At 54.5% G+C, this 15699-nt stretch carries 17 protein-coding genes; 7 read left to right on the top strand and 10 right to left on the bottom strand.

Annotated elements, in window-relative coordinates:
* Positions 1 to 42 precede the first annotated feature (42 nt).
* Genes GOW93_RS16060 through GOW93_RS16045 form a run of 4 tightly spaced genes read left to right on the top strand, consistent with a single transcriptional unit; the run spans position 43 to position 2581 of the window.
* Complete coding sequence (locus GOW93_RS16060) at positions 43 to 960, top strand: sugar kinase (RefSeq protein ID WP_170386512.1); 918 nt, start codon at positions 43 to 45, stop codon at positions 958 to 960.
* A 3-nt stretch (positions 961 to 963) separates the two neighbouring features.
* Positions 964 to 1668 (top strand): SDR family NAD(P)-dependent oxidoreductase, encoded by a 705-nt coding sequence (locus GOW93_RS16055; RefSeq protein ID WP_170386510.1) that lies wholly within the window; start codon positions 964 to 966, stop codon positions 1666 to 1668.
* A 12-nt stretch (positions 1669 to 1680) separates the two neighbouring features.
* A complete protein-coding gene (locus GOW93_RS16050) occupies positions 1681 to 2208 on the top strand; it encodes a 2,4'-dihydroxyacetophenone dioxygenase family protein (RefSeq protein WP_170386507.1) in 528 nt (175 codons plus the stop codon).
* On the top strand, positions 2186 to 2581 hold the full coding sequence (locus GOW93_RS16045; RefSeq protein WP_170386505.1) for a methylglyoxal synthase: 396 nt from the start codon (positions 2186 to 2188) through the stop codon (positions 2579 to 2581). Before GOW93_RS16050 ends, GOW93_RS16045 begins: the two co-directional genes overlap by 23 nt.
* A 512-nt stretch (positions 2582 to 3093) precedes the next feature.
* On the opposite strand, the gene GOW93_RS16040 is transcribed toward GOW93_RS16045, so the two are convergent.
* Positions 3094 to 4002, bottom strand: coding sequence for a LysR family transcriptional regulator (locus tag GOW93_RS16040; RefSeq protein WP_170386593.1), 909 nt, complete (start codon positions 4000 to 4002; stop codon positions 3094 to 3096).
* Between the two features lie 159 nt (positions 4003 to 4161).
* Between GOW93_RS16040 and GOW93_RS16035 the strand changes: the two genes are divergently transcribed.
* From GOW93_RS16035 to GOW93_RS16025, 3 genes are all read left to right on the top strand, one after another.
* Positions 4162 to 4941: a CmcJ/NvfI family oxidoreductase gene (locus tag GOW93_RS16035; RefSeq protein WP_170386502.1), complete on the top strand. Its 780-nt coding sequence runs from the start codon at positions 4162 to 4164 to the stop codon at positions 4939 to 4941.
* The gene (locus tag GOW93_RS16030) at positions 4928 to 5869 is read left to right on the top strand and encodes an SDR family NAD(P)-dependent oxidoreductase (RefSeq protein WP_254443623.1); all 942 of its coding nucleotides are present in this window, start codon (positions 4928 to 4930) and stop codon (positions 5867 to 5869) included. The genes GOW93_RS16035 and GOW93_RS16030 overlap by 14 nt, the downstream gene beginning before the upstream one ends.
* A 92-nt stretch (positions 5870 to 5961) precedes the next feature.
* Positions 5962 to 7845, top strand: a complete 1884-nt coding sequence (locus GOW93_RS16025; RefSeq protein WP_170386499.1) for a sigma-54-dependent Fis family transcriptional regulator — start codon at positions 5962 to 5964, stop codon at positions 7843 to 7845.
* Positions 7846 to 7896: 51 nt separating this feature from the next.
* Here the strand turns inward: GOW93_RS16025 and lpdA are convergent, their stop codons facing one another.
* The 9 genes from lpdA to GOW93_RS15980 form a co-directional block, all read right to left on the bottom strand.
* On the bottom strand, positions 7897 to 9291 hold the full coding sequence (gene lpdA, locus GOW93_RS16020; RefSeq protein ID WP_170386497.1) for a dihydrolipoyl dehydrogenase: 1395 nt from the start codon (positions 9289 to 9291) through the stop codon (positions 7897 to 7899).
* A 23-nt stretch (positions 9292 to 9314) separates the two neighbouring features.
* A complete protein-coding gene (locus GOW93_RS16015) occupies positions 9315 to 10589 on the bottom strand; it encodes a HupE/UreJ family protein (protein ID WP_170386494.1) in 1275 nt (424 codons plus the stop codon).
* A 65-nt stretch (positions 10590 to 10654) separates the two neighbouring features.
* Positions 10655 to 11245 (bottom strand): VOC family protein, encoded by a 591-nt coding sequence (locus tag GOW93_RS16010; RefSeq protein WP_170386491.1) that lies wholly within the window; start codon positions 11243 to 11245, stop codon positions 10655 to 10657.
* A 123-nt stretch (positions 11246 to 11368) separates the two neighbouring features.
* Complete coding sequence (locus GOW93_RS16005; protein ID WP_170386488.1) at positions 11369 to 12949, bottom strand: GMC family oxidoreductase; 1581 nt, start codon at positions 12947 to 12949, stop codon at positions 11369 to 11371.
* Positions 12950 to 12968: 19 nt separating this feature from the next.
* Positions 12969 to 13562: a gluconate 2-dehydrogenase subunit 3 family protein gene (locus GOW93_RS16000; protein ID WP_170386486.1), complete on the bottom strand. Its 594-nt coding sequence runs from the start codon at positions 13560 to 13562 to the stop codon at positions 12969 to 12971.
* A gap of 97 nt (positions 13563 to 13659) precedes the next feature.
* A complete protein-coding gene (locus GOW93_RS15995; protein WP_170386483.1) occupies positions 13660 to 14022 on the bottom strand; it encodes a putative quinol monooxygenase in 363 nt (120 codons plus the stop codon).
* Between the two features lie 53 nt (positions 14023 to 14075).
* Positions 14076 to 14786: a lipoyl protein ligase domain-containing protein gene (locus GOW93_RS15990; protein WP_170386481.1), complete on the bottom strand. Its 711-nt coding sequence runs from the start codon at positions 14784 to 14786 to the stop codon at positions 14076 to 14078.
* Entirely contained in the window at positions 14783 to 15463 is a 681-nt protein-coding gene (locus GOW93_RS15985) for a 2-oxo acid dehydrogenase subunit E2 (RefSeq protein ID WP_170386478.1), read from the bottom strand. The genes GOW93_RS15990 and GOW93_RS15985 overlap by 4 nt, the downstream gene beginning before the upstream one ends.
* Positions 15460 to 15693 (bottom strand): biotin/lipoyl-containing protein, encoded by a 234-nt coding sequence (locus GOW93_RS15980; protein ID WP_170334855.1) that lies wholly within the window; start codon positions 15691 to 15693, stop codon positions 15460 to 15462. The genes GOW93_RS15985 and GOW93_RS15980 overlap by 4 nt, the downstream gene beginning before the upstream one ends.
* Between the last annotated feature and the right edge of the window lie 6 nt (positions 15694 to 15699).

Genomic DNA, 15699 nt, shown 5'->3' with positions numbered 1-15699 from the left:
CAGCCCTAGCGGGCTGACCCTTTTAGCAAAGATGAGATGACCATGACCCCCGATATTCTGTGCCTTGGCGAACCGATGCTGGAGTTCAACCAGCAGCCTGACGGGAACTACCTGCCCGGACATGGCGGTGACACCTCGAACTGCGCTATCGCCGCCGCGCGACAGGGGGCATCCGTTGGATATGTGACGCATATCGGCGCGGATACGTTCGGCAATTCTTTCATGGACCTGTGGCAGGCCGAGGGGGTTGATACCTCGACCGTGCGTCAGGTCGCGGATGCTCATACCGGGGTCTATTTCGTGACCCATGGCGCGAACGGGCACGAGTTCAGTTATTTCCGCGCTGGCTCTGCTAGCAGCCGGATGGGGCCGGACGATCTGCCGGTGGCCGCGCTGCAATCGGCCAAGATCCTGCATGTTTCGGGCATCAGTCAGGCGATATCGGATGTCGCGGCTGATGCTGTGTTTCGCGCCATCCAGATCGTGAAAGATGCCGGAGGCCTCGTGTCCTACGACACCAATCTGCGCCTGAAACTCTGGCCGATTGAGCGCGCGAGGGCCGTGACCCATGCTGCCATGGCGCAATGTGACATAGCCCTGCCGGGGCTGGATGACGCAGAGCAGTTGACGGGGCTGTCTGATCCCAATGCGATTGCGGATTTCTATCTGAACCTCGGAGCAAACATCGTGGCCTTGACCCTCGGAGCCGAAGGCACCTTGGTCGCCACGCCCAGCAAAAGAGAGCGCGTCAAAGGCCGCAGGGTAGATGCTGTCGACGCCACCGCTGCGGGCGATACGTTTGACGGCGCGTTCCTCGCGCGTATTGTTGCTGGAGATGATCCATTCACCGCTGCCCGTTATGCCAACGCCGCCGCCGCCCTTTCGACCCAAGGGTATGGCGCAGTTGCCCCAATGCCGCGCAAAGACGCGGTCGAGGCATTTCTGGCAGAAGGCGACTGACTGATGAAGCACGCCGTGGTCATTGGTGGAACCCGCGGGATCGGTGCCGGCATTGCGGACACGTTGCGCAATAAAGGATGGCGGGTGACAGCATCAGGGGTTGGTTCGGAAGAAGTGTCGGAATATGCGGCGCAACATCCCGATGACACCTGCGCGCAGTTGGACGTGCGCGATACTCAGGCCGTGACCGAATTCTTTGCCGGGATCGAACGGCTGGACGGTTTGGTCAATTGCGCGGGCATTCTGGTGCGCGAGGCTGAATACGAGATTGAGACCTTTGAGACAGTGGTCGACATCAACCTGACAGGGACCATGCGTTGCTGTTTGGCAGCCCAGCCACTGTTGGCATCAACAGGCGGCGCCATCGTCAATACGGCCTCGATGCTCAGCTATTTTGGTGGCCCGTTGGTTCCGGCCTATTCCGCCAGCAAAGGTGGGGTGGCCCAGTTAACCAAGGCACTGGCCGGGAAATGGGCCGCAGACGGCGTGCGCGTCAATGCCGTGGCCCCCGGCTGGATCGAAACCGAAATGACCGAGGCCCTGCGCGCCGATCCGGCCCGCAACCAGCCGATCCTGAGCCGTACGCCGCTGGACCGCTGGGGCAAGCCCGCGGAAGTGGGGGCGCTGGCCGCGTGGCTGCTGTCGGATGAGGCAGCTTTCGTAACCGGTTCCGTCTATCCTGTGGACGGCGGCTATTCTGCAATGTGAGGAGGGCATCTGATGCCAGTGCAAGGACAAGACGACGATCCCAGAATGCCCTACCAACTGCCCTTTCCAAAGGACGCGCAGGAGGAAATCGTCATCCCTGACGCTGTAGCTGTGGATGAGCGCGTTTGGGTGCCGCAAACCGAAAATGTCTCATTCCGGCCGTTGTGCCTGAACCGGTCGCAGGGGTACTGGATGAACCTGCTGCGCGTCCGGCAATCCGGGGTTCTTTCGCGGCATCGGCATCCGCAGCCCGTTCATGGTTTTGTTCTCAAAGGCCGCTGGCACTATCTGGAACATGACTGGGTCGCGGAGGAAGGCGGTTATGTATTCGAACCGCCGGGCGAGACCCACACTCTAATTGTACCCGATGACGTCGATGAAATGATCACCTATTTCCAGGTCAACGGAGTTATGCTCTATGTTGACCCATGGGGCAAAACCATGGGTTACGAGGACGTCTTCACTAAAATCGACATGTGCCGTAAGCACTATGAGGAGGTTGGTTTGGGAGCGGACTATGTCGAGCAATTCATCAGGTAGACCGCTGAAACTGGCCCTGGTTGCCCATGACGCCAAGAAAGACCTGATGGTGGAATGGGCCACAAGGCATTCCAAAACTCTACGTCAAGCCAGCCTCTTTGCCACAGGTACCACTGGCGGGTGTATAAACGCAGCCCTGCCCGAGCTTCAACTGACCGCACTCAAAAGCGGTCCGTTGGGAGGCGATCAGCAACTTGGCGCAATGATTTGTGAGGGTAAGCTCGATGGCCTTTTCTTCTTCATAGATCCAATGTCACCGATGCCCCATGATGTGGATGTCAAAGCTCTGAGCCGCCTTGCGATTGTTTACGACCTACCTTTCGCAAGCAGTCCAAGCACAGCGGATTTTGTTTTGAACGGAATTATTCAGTAGAGAATTCGGTATGGAGTGACTGGCAGTTTTCCGAATGCTTTATGAACTTCAATGCATATGCGAAAAGAGCTCTACCAATTTCTAACAAGTATGATCCTAAGGTCTGCTGTTACGCCCATGCTTACGCGGTTTCGACTGCATCGGGAACAATACTGACAAACACTGTATCCGAGCAATCGACGGCTGTCGGCCCAAACCTGCCGTTCATCATAACCTTCATCGCCACTATGCAGCTTCCCCGAAGCGGACATTGAGTTACCCCAAATTGAACGTTGTTCGCACCGCCAAAACGCGAACACAACCGACGTCAGAAGTTCCTACCGGCGAGACGAAGAGTGTTCCGCGCTCTTCTAAGCAGAGGAGCATCGATCATGCGGCCACCAAGGATAAGAGCAGGATATGCCACGGGCATCAAACAATCTCCCTGAGTTTAGATCAGGGCAATGGTGGCGATTTCGTCGATCAGCAACCCGAGTTCAACTTCCAGGTCAGACAAGATACTAATCCAAAACTCAGGACATTTCCCAACTTGGCTGCTTTCCGATCCGGTCCAACAAGAAATCAATGAGAACCCGAACCTTAGCGGACAAGACATTTGCTTTCGGATAGACAAGCCACAACACAGATGCGTCAGTCACCCGATAGTTTGGCAAGACTTGAACAAGACTGCCTTCCGCCAGTTCATGGTGGACGCTCCAGAGCGAATTCATTGAAATACCTGCTCCAGCCATAGTGGCGAGTTTTTGGCTGAGCCCATCGTCAAAAGTTAGCTGACAGCGGGCCGCGCGGGGATCAAATTCTCCTGATGAGCCGTCAGTACTGGTGAGAGGACGCGGCTCCTGATCTCTGAATGCGATCAAATCGTGATCCACCAGATCGGAAGGCAATGCCGGTTCCCCACGCTCGGCCAAATATCGAGGGGATGCACAAAGTACGCGATTGTCGTCAGCGAGCTTGCGGCCTTTGAGACTGGTATCTTCGAGCGCTGAGTTCCGAATGGCCAAATCGTAGCTACCCTCAATCAGGTTGAATTGGCTGTCGGACAGACGAAGGTCGAGGTTAATCCCGGGGAATTGCGCGACGAATTCTGGCAGGATAGGCGCGATGTATAGCTGGGCAAAAGTGCTGGGCGCGGTAAAGCGCAGTGTTCCTGTGGGTTGAGATTGTCCCTGCCCCAATGCAGCGCGTCCAGCACTCTCCTGCGCCAGAATTTCGCGGGCGTAGGGCAGAAACTCAGCGCCTTCCAACGATAAAGCAACTTTTCGGGTCGAGCGGTGCAGCAAGTCAGCACCCAATGTATGTTCGAGCTTGGCAAGTCGGGCGCTTGCTACAGCCGGTGCAAAACCGAGTTCGCGCCCTGCTGCGCTAATATTGAGCTTTTCAGCTGCAAGAACAAACAGGCGAAGGCTTTCTGTATCCATCGCATTATATCCTAAACCCGAATTATCTATCTTTGAATGTCTCATTTTTATTCCTTCTTCAATGCGTATCTTCAAGGTAAGCCGCAACAGGGTCGCGACGCGAACGCAAATCGCCTGCCAGGTCGCGGATCGAAATTGTTGTAAAAAAAGGAGAACGCCATGCCGGGTACTGCAATCGTCAATTATCACGTCCACAGTGCGTCGAGGCAGGCGTTTCAAATCGATGCCGGAGGTGTCGCAGGAAATCTGATCTCACCAGAGCTTGTTGCAACGGAAATTCCACTCCGAGATCTTCGGGGGTCGGAGGATGCAATTTCTTTTGCAATGGACGGCGTCTCGTTTGTCACATCACCCAGCAAAGTCACCTCATTTGACAATAGAAACGATTGGCAACGGGTTTATGACCATGAACTGACCGAGCTGCTTGCCCAGCATCTGGGTGCCAAAGAGGTCGTTGTCTTCGACCACACACTGAGAGCCGATGACCCTGCCTCCGACCGTAAACCTGCCCGGAATGTGCATAGCGACTACAGCACCGAAGGGGCGGAGAAGCGACTGGTCGACATTCTTGGATCGGACCAGGCCGCAGAATGGAGCACGGGGCACTACGCCTTCATCAATATCTGGCGACCGGTCGAAAACCCGATCAATAGCGCGCCGCTTGGTTTTGTTCGCCCATCCAGCGTCACGAATGAAGACTGGATTCTGATCGATCTGATTTACCCTGATCGGCGCGGTCATATCATGGGGCTGGCGGCGAGCGACGCACATGAATGGGTTTATCAGTCAAGAATGACCCCGGATGAGATTGTCCTGTTCAATATCTACGACAACCAAGGATTGCCTTCAGTGGGTCACAGTGCAGTCGATTTGATCGAGGATCCAAGTATCCACTCAATTCGAAAGAGCCTCGAGAGCCGAACTGTTGTTCGCTTCTGATAAGCTACTGAAAAACCAGACACATAGTTTAAGCGAGCTTCAGGATCGTTCGGCTATTCGAGACCGGATGAATGCTAACTTCAAAGGGCAGTCCATCCTCAACCATCCGAAGCCTGGCTTGCGAACAAAGGAATTAACCATGTCCAAAACAATTCTTATCACTGGATCAACAGACGGCCTCGGTCTCTTGACTGCCAAAACCCTCTCGGCACAAGGTCATAGAATTCTGCTACATGGTCGAAACCAAGCAAAACTTGAGATGGCTGCAACGGAAGTCGGCGGCCATTCAGAAAGCTATGTCGCCGACTTTTCAAAGCTGAGTGATGTCGAAGCGCTGTCGACGGAGATTCTTGAGCTGCATGACCGCATCGATGTCCTGATTAACAATGCTGGCGTCTACAAGACACCCACCACACGAACACCGGATGGCTTCGACGTTCGCTTTGTGGTCAATACATTCGCGCCGTGGGTACTGACGCAACGGCTCTTGCCGATCATCCCGCAAGATGGCCGAATAGTTAACCTGTCGTCGGCCGCACAAGCCCCAGTCGATGCAAAGGCGATGGTCGGTCATGGTTCGCTGGACGATTTTGGGGCCTATGCCCAGAGCAAACTGGCAATCACCATCTGGTCTCAGGAACTGGCAATAGCGCTGCCAAATGGCCCGTCTGTCATTGCGGTGAATCCCGGCTCACTGCTTGCCTCCAAGATGGTGAAAGAGGGGTTTGGCGTCGCAGGGAATGATATGAGCATAGGCGCGGACATCCTTTGCCGTGTCGCACTGGACCCCGATTTTGCCGATGCTTCCGGCAAGTACTTCGACAACGACTCGGGACGGTTGGCGCGACCTCATGCAGCCGCAATGAATGAAGGCCATAGAAAATCTGTGATGAAAGCTATCCAAGAGGCCACAGCCACCTTGCAGTAAACTCTCGGACAGGCGGGAAAACCGCGGGAGCTTCGACGTTTTTTTGTCGAAATAGCTCTCAATGCTGTAAGCTGGTGGCACGGGGAGGACATATGGTGGAAACCGGTAATTCCTTACACTTTGGAAGTGCCATCAGTGAATCTTGGGAGCGCTGTGAGCTTAAATACAAGCTTGTTCGGGATGCAGCTCGCCCCATCCTTCGCCTACAATCATCTGAAGTGGCTCCTCGGTTAGAGGAATTGGTAGAACGTTCCGGCGGCCGCCAAGGGATAATTAGCCAACTCGCTCAAATAGCCGCCAATGCCGGTCATTGCCTTGTTGTCACGGATACCGATGGAGTTTCGGTTCGTCTGGAAGGCACCGACCAGGGCCGGTCCGTTTTTGAAGAAAACGGCATCGCCGTCGGTTCCTGTTGGGATGAGCGAATTGCAGGAACTAATGGTGTCAGCATGGCGTTATCTGAGAGAGATGCCTTCACCGTTAGCGGAGGAAACCACTACTTTTCTTCATTGCGTCCATTCGCCTGCACAGCTGCCCCTCTTTTTGACGCAGAAAACCACACACTCGGTGCAATCAGCTTGGCTATGTTGGATCGCAATAACTCGTCAGATTACCTCTTTGCGTCTCAGCTTTTGGGTACCGCAGCAGACAGAATCCAACGCATACTATTCGAAAAGCAGTTTGCAGATAGTTTGATCATATCTGTTTCCTCAGCTGATGGGCGCGACTTGCTGAAGCGGGATGAACTTGTGGCGTTGAACGAAGCCGGGATTATCTTGGGCGCTACCGCGGGGACACACCGCCTCGTAGGTGAAAAGACTCCCGCGGCACTAAGAGGGAAGGCCTTTGAATTGGTGTTCGGTACTGATTCAAAGGCTATGGAAACCGTCCCCGAAAGAGTTATGAGTGTTCGGTCCATGAATGGGCCAGTTCTAAATTTCTCGGCGCTGACTAAGAGAGACAAGCGCACTTCTCCTGTGTCATGGAAAAACCCAAAGACTACAGCTTCGCAAAGACCGAAACGTATCCGATTGGCCGCTTCGTTGCGCCAGCTTTCGATTGGAAGCGATCGGATGTCTGCGCTCTGTACGAGGGCCCAGGCACACTTCAGAAAGGGATTACCGTTCTTGATCGAAGGTGAGTCCGGTACCGGCAAGACTGCCCTCATTGCGGCGATCCTTGAAGCTAACAAGTTCGACACGACACGTGTAACGACCGTGGATTGCGCGTCCCTGGGGGAATCTGAACAGGACAAACTTTACTTTCAGACCTTGCTTGAACAAGCGCGTATTGCGGGTTCCTTTGGAGTAGCAGATCAGGAGCATATTGTTCTGGTTTTTGAGAACGTAGACGAACTGCCAGAGTTCGCGCAGGCTCGCCTCAGGATGCTGATGGGTGAAATTGAGGCAGACGGGTTGCTGCTCGAAGAACAGATTTCGGAGCTGACACCCAGAATTATCGCGACATGCCGTCAGCCGCTTCGCGCTGCCGTTCAGGACGGGGTGTTCCGGGATGATCTCTATTTTCTGATGGCAAATACGATTGTTCACCTTCCTCCTCTTCGGCAGCGTGAACGGGTTGAGGCCTTGGCTGGCGAGATCGCTCGGCAGTTGGCAGGAGAGGCAGTTCAAATAACAGAAGAAGCAAAAAGCTTGATCTCCTGTTCTGATTGGCCAGGCAATGTCCGAGAGCTAAAAAACGCCCTGCAGCAAGCGCTTATGGAAGGGGACGGCCGTCGTATCTCCCGGCTGGACCTGCCGGAACGCACCATATCTGTGTCAGAAACACACAAGGCCTTAGAGACAAGACAGAGTTATTCCGACCGGTCAAATTCGACCTATGATGAGCAGACACTCATTCAGGATGCGCTGATCGGTGCCCGATGGAACGTCTCGAGAGCAGCGCGCAACATAGGAATGGGCCGCGCAACCATTCATCGAAAGATGAAACAATATGGCATCGCGCGACCCCGTTAGCATGAGCAAGGTCGGTAACAAGTAATGTTGCCGACAAGCGGTTGAGCGAAACTATTTGTGGATGACTCTACCGAAAGCGTCGAGAGCGCTTTCATGCATCATTTCGCTAAGCGTAGGGTGCGGAAATACAGTTTCCATCAAGTCTGGACCTGTTGCATTGAGCTTTTGCCCGACGACGTATCCTTGAATCAGTTCGGTCACTTCGGCCCCGACCATATGCGCGCCAAGCAGTCGCTCGGTTTTGGCATCAAAGACGGTTTTGATCATCCCCTGCGCGTCGCCCAAGGCAATGGCTTTGCCGTTGCCCTGGTAAGGAAACCGCCCGACTTTTATTTCAAAACCGGCTTCGATCGCTTGCGCTTCGGTCATCCCAACGCTCGCGATCTGAGGGTGGCAATACGTGCAACCTGCAATACTCTCCGGCTTGACGGGGTGACCTTCAAGTCCAGCGATGAGTTCCGCGACCATGACGCCCTCGTGACTTGCCTTGTGAGCAAGCCAAGGAGCCCCTGCGACATCTCCGATAGCATAGATTCCGGGTATGTTGGTGCGGCAATACTCGTCTGTGACGACGTGATTTCGGTCGATCTCAACGCCAATCTCTTCGAGACCAAGGTTCTCAACGTTACCGGTGATGCCAACAGCTGAAATCACGGTGTCAAACTCCTGAACCGTTACCTCGCCGTCCTTTTCGATATGAGCGACAACGCGGTCGCTGTGGCGTTCAAGCTGCGTAACTTTCGAGCCCTCAAAAAACTTCATGCCCTGTTTGCTGAAGCTTTTCTTGGCATAGGTCGATATCTCGGCGTCTTCGACAGGCAAAATACGATCCATTACTTCCACTACGGTCGTTTCTGCTCCGATAGCGTTGTAAAAACTTGCAAATTCAATGCCGATCGCACCGGAACCGATGACCAGCAGCTTGTTTGGTTCGTGAGGGGGTTGCAGAGCATGTTTATAGGACCAGACGCGGTTCCCATCCGCTTCAAGCCCAGGAAGTTCTCTGGCGCGTGCACCGGTTGCCAGAACGATATTGTCCGATCGCAGTGTCTGCTCTCCTTCTTTGGATTTCACAATAACTACGCCATTTCCGGCCAAGCGCGCTTCACCCATAATGGACGACACCTTGTTCTTCTTGAACAAATAGCCAACGCCGTTTGAAAGCTGTTTGGCGACTCTCCGCGACCGCGCGACAATTGCTTCGAGATCGTGTTCCGGGTCTTCAATCTTCAGGCCAAAGTCTTTTGCATTTTGCGCCAAGTGTAGCACTTCGCTTGAGCGGAGCAGTGCTTTTGTGGGAATGCAGCCCCAGTTCAGGCAAATGCCACCGAGGTGTTCACGCTCGATACAAACGACATCCAACCCCAATTGGGCTGCACGGATTGCAGCAACATAACCGCCCGGGCCTGCTCCGATCACGATCATATCGAATTTTGTTTCAGTCATTTTGGATCTCCGTGATGAACGGCCTAAACCAGGCCAAAAGCACCTGTAGTTTCGGTAAAGCGGGTGAATGTAGCCGACGCGGCAAACACCGCGATGAGCAGAGCCACACCTCTGCGCCACGTGTCGTGCACCATTGGGAACTGGCGATCTGCCAGCAGGATGATCGGCAAGATCATGGCATAAATCGCGAATTGGCAAGCTTCCAACCCAAAGGCGAATGCTAACAGGTCGAGGAAATTAAACTGACCTGCAAACATCGCCTGAGACGCAGAGGCGGCAAACCCGTAGCCATGGACCAGTCCAATGACGAACAGCGCCAACCAACTCAGCGGATGCCTGATCTGAAAGCAAATAAATGCGCCAGCGACAACGATCGAGAGCGCAATGCTAAATTCCACCAACGGTATGAACCAGATCGTTGCGGGCGCGATGCCGTAGAGGCCGGCAGCAAGCGTGATCATATGTCCGATGGTGAAGGCCGAAGCCATCCCCAGAGCTTGGCGCCAGCTTTGTGCGGCAATGGCGATAAGGACAATTATGGCCAGGTGATCAAGCCCAAAGTAAATGTGTTCTGCGCCGATTAATGCCGCATCGCGCATAACGATCCATTTGTTTGAAGTCGCCGGATACGAGACATCCAGCACTCCAATCATCGCTTGTGTCTCGACTGTGTCGCTGCGATGCAGCTTCACGACAGTTCCAAACCTGTCCATCACCTGAAAGTTCTTACCAAGATCTGAAGTAACGCGCAGATCCTGATTAAGAGATCCGGATGGGACCGAGAGCGCGACATCTACTGTGAGGTTGAAATATGATAATGCTGCCAGATCTGTGTGGGCAGCCTCTTGAAACGCTGCCGTCGCAGATTTGACAGTTCCAAATGAGGGCCTCTCAGTATCGGCCCAGAACCGAAATTGCTCAACTTTCGTATTTGATCTGCGTCCATTGATCCAAATGGACACCGACCGGTACAATATGTCCCGAAGCTCAGACGTGTTGTTTTCAACGGCATGCGCATCCAGAAAAATGTCAGCGCCATCGGTGATACCAAACGGGGGTACACGAGTTTCGCTTTGCCCTTGCCAATCGTCAGGAAGCAGAGCCAACGGAGCGGGCATCCGAATGAGAACGAGTGCTTGGTCTTCGCCGTCGTCAACAATATGGATGATCCGCGGGTCGGAATAGCTGAAGTGAGCGTATCCTCGCTGTGGCCACCAGCAGAGCGCCAGTAAGAGAACAGCCACACCGATAAGGATCGGCGTGTTTCGCGTATTATTTGGGGGGCTCAACCAAGCCATTTTCGCCTCCTAAAGAAGGGTCGCGGCTTGGGGTGCCGCAACCCGTTTTCGTTTTTGGGTTATCTTCAGGAGCGCGGGTCCCAGAAATTCCGGTTGTTTTGCTTTTCGTCCAGAATGCCGTCGGGCGCGCTGACGATTTCCATCTGCATGCCCCAAGGTGTCAGAAAATAGACCCAGTCCATCCCCTCCAACAGAGTCCCCGTCAGCGGGTGGGGGCTTTCCAAGACCTGTACACCGTTTTCACGCAGGTACTGGGTCGCTTCGTTGATATCATCAACGTAGAAGGCGATGTGATACCCACCAATGTCGCTGTTCTTTGGTGGGTTCGGGTTCTGGTCCGGAGATGTGTATTTGAACACTTCAAAAGCCGGACCGTTGCCACAACGCACCATTGTGATGACTTCGATGACCGCGCGCGGGTTCACGTTCAGATTTTTTGTCATCCAGTCATCTTCGAACGGACCAAACGGACCGAACGAAAAAAACGCCTCGCACCCCACGATGTCGACCAAGAATTCGACGGCTTCGTCCACATCGGGCACGGTGATCCCGATGTGTTGAGTTCCGCGCATGCCTGGCAGTTCGGCAAGTGCGACTGCGGGTAAGCCAAGTGCCAGTGCTGTGGCACACGCGAGTTTACTGAGTTTCTTGAACATATTCTCCTCCTTTGGATTGATGCTGTTTCGGGGCAAGTGAACCCCGTTTCCGCGCAAGACCGAGCGCCTCCAATGCAGCCAGGCCCGAAAGCCTGACCGCACCGGGGAGAGGCGCTTATGGCGTCAGATGTTTTGGGCGTTCATCTCTTGCGCGATGTACTCTGCCTGGCGGATGACCAGTGCGACGATGGTCAATGTGGGGTTGGCCGCGCCGGATGAGGTGAATACGCTGCCGTCCGAAATGAACAGGTTCGGAACATCGTGGGCCTGACCCCATTTGTTCACGACACCCTTGTCAGGGTCCTCATGCATCCGGGCCGTGCCCATGTTGTGGCTTGCCGGGTATTTGGCCAAATGGTGTGTCACCTTCGCGCCAACGGCATCATGGATTTTATCCATCACTCCATAGGCATGCTTCAGCATACGTTCATCGTTGTTATGTGGCGTGCGGTTTACGATTGGCACCGGTAGACCATGCTGGTCTTTTTCAGTGTCATGCAGCGTGATGCGGTTCTGCTCTTGAGCCAGATCTTCACCCACAATGTACACGCCGGACAGATAGTCATATTTCTCCAGCGCTTCAGCCAGATCCTTGCCCCAGGCTCCGTTCCCGCGTTTCAGAAAGAGCGACATAACCGGAAGACCAAGAGTCAGTTTCTCGAGGTGATACCCTCCTGTGAAACCACGATCGGGATTGTTGGGGACTTCGTCGGCAACGATACCAGCCACCTGGGTCCCGCGGTGGATATGTACACGTTCCGGCATCTCGCTGTAGACGCCACCATTGACGTGAACCATGTAGTTTTTTCCTACCTGACCGGAAGAGTTGGCCATGCCGTCCGGGAACATTGGCGATGCCGAGTTCAAAAGCAGGCGTGGGGTCTCAATCGAGTTGCCAGCGACAGCGACGATACGGGCCTTTTGAACATGATGGTTGCCGTCTTTATCGGCATAAACCACACCTGTGGCTTTGCCGGTGTCGTCGTGCTCGATCTTCAACACCATACAATTGGTGCGAACTTCACATTTGCCCGTTTCCACGGCGGCCGGAATTTCCGTGATGTCTGTCGACCATTTCGCGCCGATCTTGCAACCCTGCATGCAAAACCCAATTTGTTGACAGGCCGGTCGGCCATCATAGTCTTCTGAGTTGATCGCCATCGGCCCGGATTGGATTTTCGTATAGCCAACACGGCGTGCGCCTTCGGCAAGAACACGGAAGTCGTTGTTCCAGGGAAGATGCGGCATGCCGGTCGCCTTGCCTGTTACGCCCATCTTGATTTCGGCGCGATCGTAGTACGGCTCCAGCTCTTCCAATGTGATTGGCCAGTCTTCTACATTGGCGTTTTGTATGGCGCCGTTCACAGTGCGCATTTTGAACTCGTGCTCATAAAAGCGCAGCGAAACACCCGCCCAATGAACCGTCGAGCCGCCAAGACCCTTGACCAGCCAGTTCGGCAATGTCGGGTGGTTCTGAGCCCCATGCCAGCCGCCGCCCGAATATCGTTTGTCGAAATCGGTCAGCTTGAGGAACATGCCCCATTCATCGTTTTCGATGTCGTCAAACTCGAAAACGCCGCCAGCCTCCAGAACAACTGAAGAGATACCTTTTTGCGCAAGCTCATTGGCCAGCGTTCCGCCGCCAGCACCCGAACCAATGATGACGACAACGCTGTCGTCGTCCAAGTCAAATTGGGTAGCCATTATGCTTCCTCCTGCTTTCTTACCTGCCGACAGCCTTCAAACGCTCCTCGAGCGTCGGGCCGGGCGGAATCCAAGTCGCATCGCTATAGCCACGGTCGATGTAGCCGCCTTCTTCCCAAGAAGAGCCCTCATAGCCGAATTGCGGCCAAGCTTCGGGATTGATGTAGATGCCGCTCCAGGTGGCCCACCGGAGTTTCTGGAAAAAATCGCTGTCCTGAATGATGCGCAACAGCGCTTCCCGTTTTACGTAAGCATCCACATCTGCATAGGCAGTGCCATGGAGATCGGCAGATCGCGCATTAAGTTTCTGCAAACCGTCAGATAGAAGTTTCGCCGTTTCCTCCGAAGTATCAGCCTCGGTCAGAACGCCCGTCAAAACATCTTGATAGATGCTCAGCGGCAAAAAATCCGGGTGTGGGAAGATATCTTGAACGATTTGAAGCAAGGTGATTGCCTGATCTTCGTTCAGCGTTGCAGCAAAGGCGTCGCCCGCAGTCCCTACAATCGCTGTTGCACTCACCCCAGCCAAGATTGATTTAACCAGAAAGCTGCGGCGACTTAGCCGATCTTTTTCCGTCTTTGATGTTTTGAGATTTTCGGTTTCGAAATCCATATTCTCCTCCATTTTGGATTTTGAGCCCGTTCACTTGGACCTGCTAAACGGCCTGCTGATGATTGGATGGGGGCTCATCGAGATAACTCTGCGTGGATCAGAAGCGGTGAAACCCGCCCTTCTGAAAGACGTAGAGGGGCGCGATACCCTCCAGGATGCCGCGGATGTATGGCGTCGCATTTTCCGATACGATGGCTTCGCACCCGTCGATCAACTCGAAAAACCGACCGGCGTAGTTTTCGGCAAACCCTTTCACATGCAGATCGCCATTCTCAGCGTCCGCATATCTTTCAATTATGTGCCAGGTATTTTCGCCTTCAGTTCGGTACCATTCGTAAACCAGCGTGCCCGGTTCGTTTTGAGTTCTCGCGACGAGTTCAGTCATGAGGTCTTCGAACTTGGTGCCGTTTTCCGAGGGCACACCAACTTTCAAGTGAATGTGGATCGTTTCGTTGGACATAGTTTCCTCCCTTTCCATACAAGCCGCTCTCCTCTTGCGGCTCATGTCTTTGCTCATGCTGCGGCAGAGTTCTGTGCTTCGAAGTGAATGGTTCGCAGAGCTGCAACTGAAGCTGTGTGCAGGTCTTGAACGAGGGCGCGAGGGGCCCGCATAGCCTTGTCGCTGGCAAGCTCCAAACTCGTGTGGGCGGCACCGGAGACCGCGCCTAATCCGAGATCAGCATTAAAGGCGTCAACTGCCCGAGCGCCGGGCTCAACTGAGCCTCGGGTCAGGATCAGGGCATGCGCCAAAATCCGGGTGTTGGTTTCACCAAGCGGCTTCCAGCGCTGCGCCGTACCCACGACCTTCTTGCCGCCAAGAGAAAGGTTCCAGTCGCCGTCGCAAAAGCTGGTCGGCGTTGGACCCGTTGCCAGCCTATTTCCTGTGGAACCGAGCCCTTCGCGGATGATGCCGGTGATCAGTCTATAGCCATCATTGATCGTGAAGCCGCGCGGCGCGGTGAACGCGATTGCCAAATTAACGATCCCGGACCCTTGCGGAACAGCGCCGCCCCCGGTTGGCCGAGTGAAGACTGGCCAACCACGCTTCAGCGAATTCGATGCAGCTTCCTTGAAACCGGGGCACTTGCGATACGATGCCGGACAGACCAGCGCGTCGTTCTCACAGGTCCAGAGGCCCACAGCGGATTTACGTGTGGCAAAAAGCTCGGCTTCAAAAGCCAACCCCTCGGCCGGGCTTGAAAACTGCCGTAGAAGGCCGGTCATTTGCCCATTCCTTCAATTTCTTCGCATATCGAAGTCAGAAGGTCGCCCGCCGGGGCCCCGTCGAGGGCACGATGGTCAAAAGTTAAAGACAGGCCCACATGCGGACGCAGTTCGATGCCGCCATCTTCGCTTCGAACCGCCCTGTCAGTAAGGCGCCCGATACCCAGAATGCAGATTTGCGGGGCATTGACGATGGGCGTGAAGTGCTCGACCCTGGTCAATCCAAGATTACTGACAGTGAACGTGCCGCCAGTCATTTCTGTAACGCTGAGCTTGTTGGTCTTCGCCCGAGCGGCAAGGTCTTGTCGTGCCGCCCTAAGTTCAGAAACATCCATTTCACCCGCGCCAAAGATCGCTGGTGCAACTAACAAGTTGCCTGGCAAGGCGATCGCAACCGACAGATCGATTGCGCTGAAAAGTTTGACGTCTTTTCCCTCTACTCTGCCGTTGGCGTCTGGGTTTTTTTTCAAAGCGCGTATAACGGCTGACATCAGAAGATCTTCAACCGAAGCCTTGGTTCCTGCCTCGGCCAACCGGGCCTTTTCCGCCAAAAGAGCGGTTGCGTCGGCGCTGCCCTGATGCGTCAGCTGAGCGGCTGTCTGCAGGCTTTTCACCATCGCGTCAGCGATCATCCCGCGCACACCCTTGAGCGGGACAGTTTTCACTTCGCCGCTCATTCTATCGATCCGATCACGGCGCCTTTGGCGACGACAGCATCGGCCTCTTCTTTGATGCTTACGGTCCCAGATGCCGGGGCAAGGATTTCATACTGAACCTTGGCCGTCATAATTTCGGCGATCAGGGCACCTTCTTCGACAGTAGATCCATCATCAACCAGCCAGCTTGTGATGACGGTTTCCTCGTCCTCGTCCCATAGATCCGAAGGGATAGTGATATCAGTTGCCATTTAGGC

Origin of the sequence: Ruegeria atlantica (genome assembly GCF_013032455.1) — a bacterium.
Lineage (GTDB): Bacteria > Pseudomonadota > Alphaproteobacteria > Rhodobacterales > Rhodobacteraceae > Ruegeria > Ruegeria atlantica_B.
This window is presented reverse-complemented; position numbering and strand designations above follow the sequence as displayed.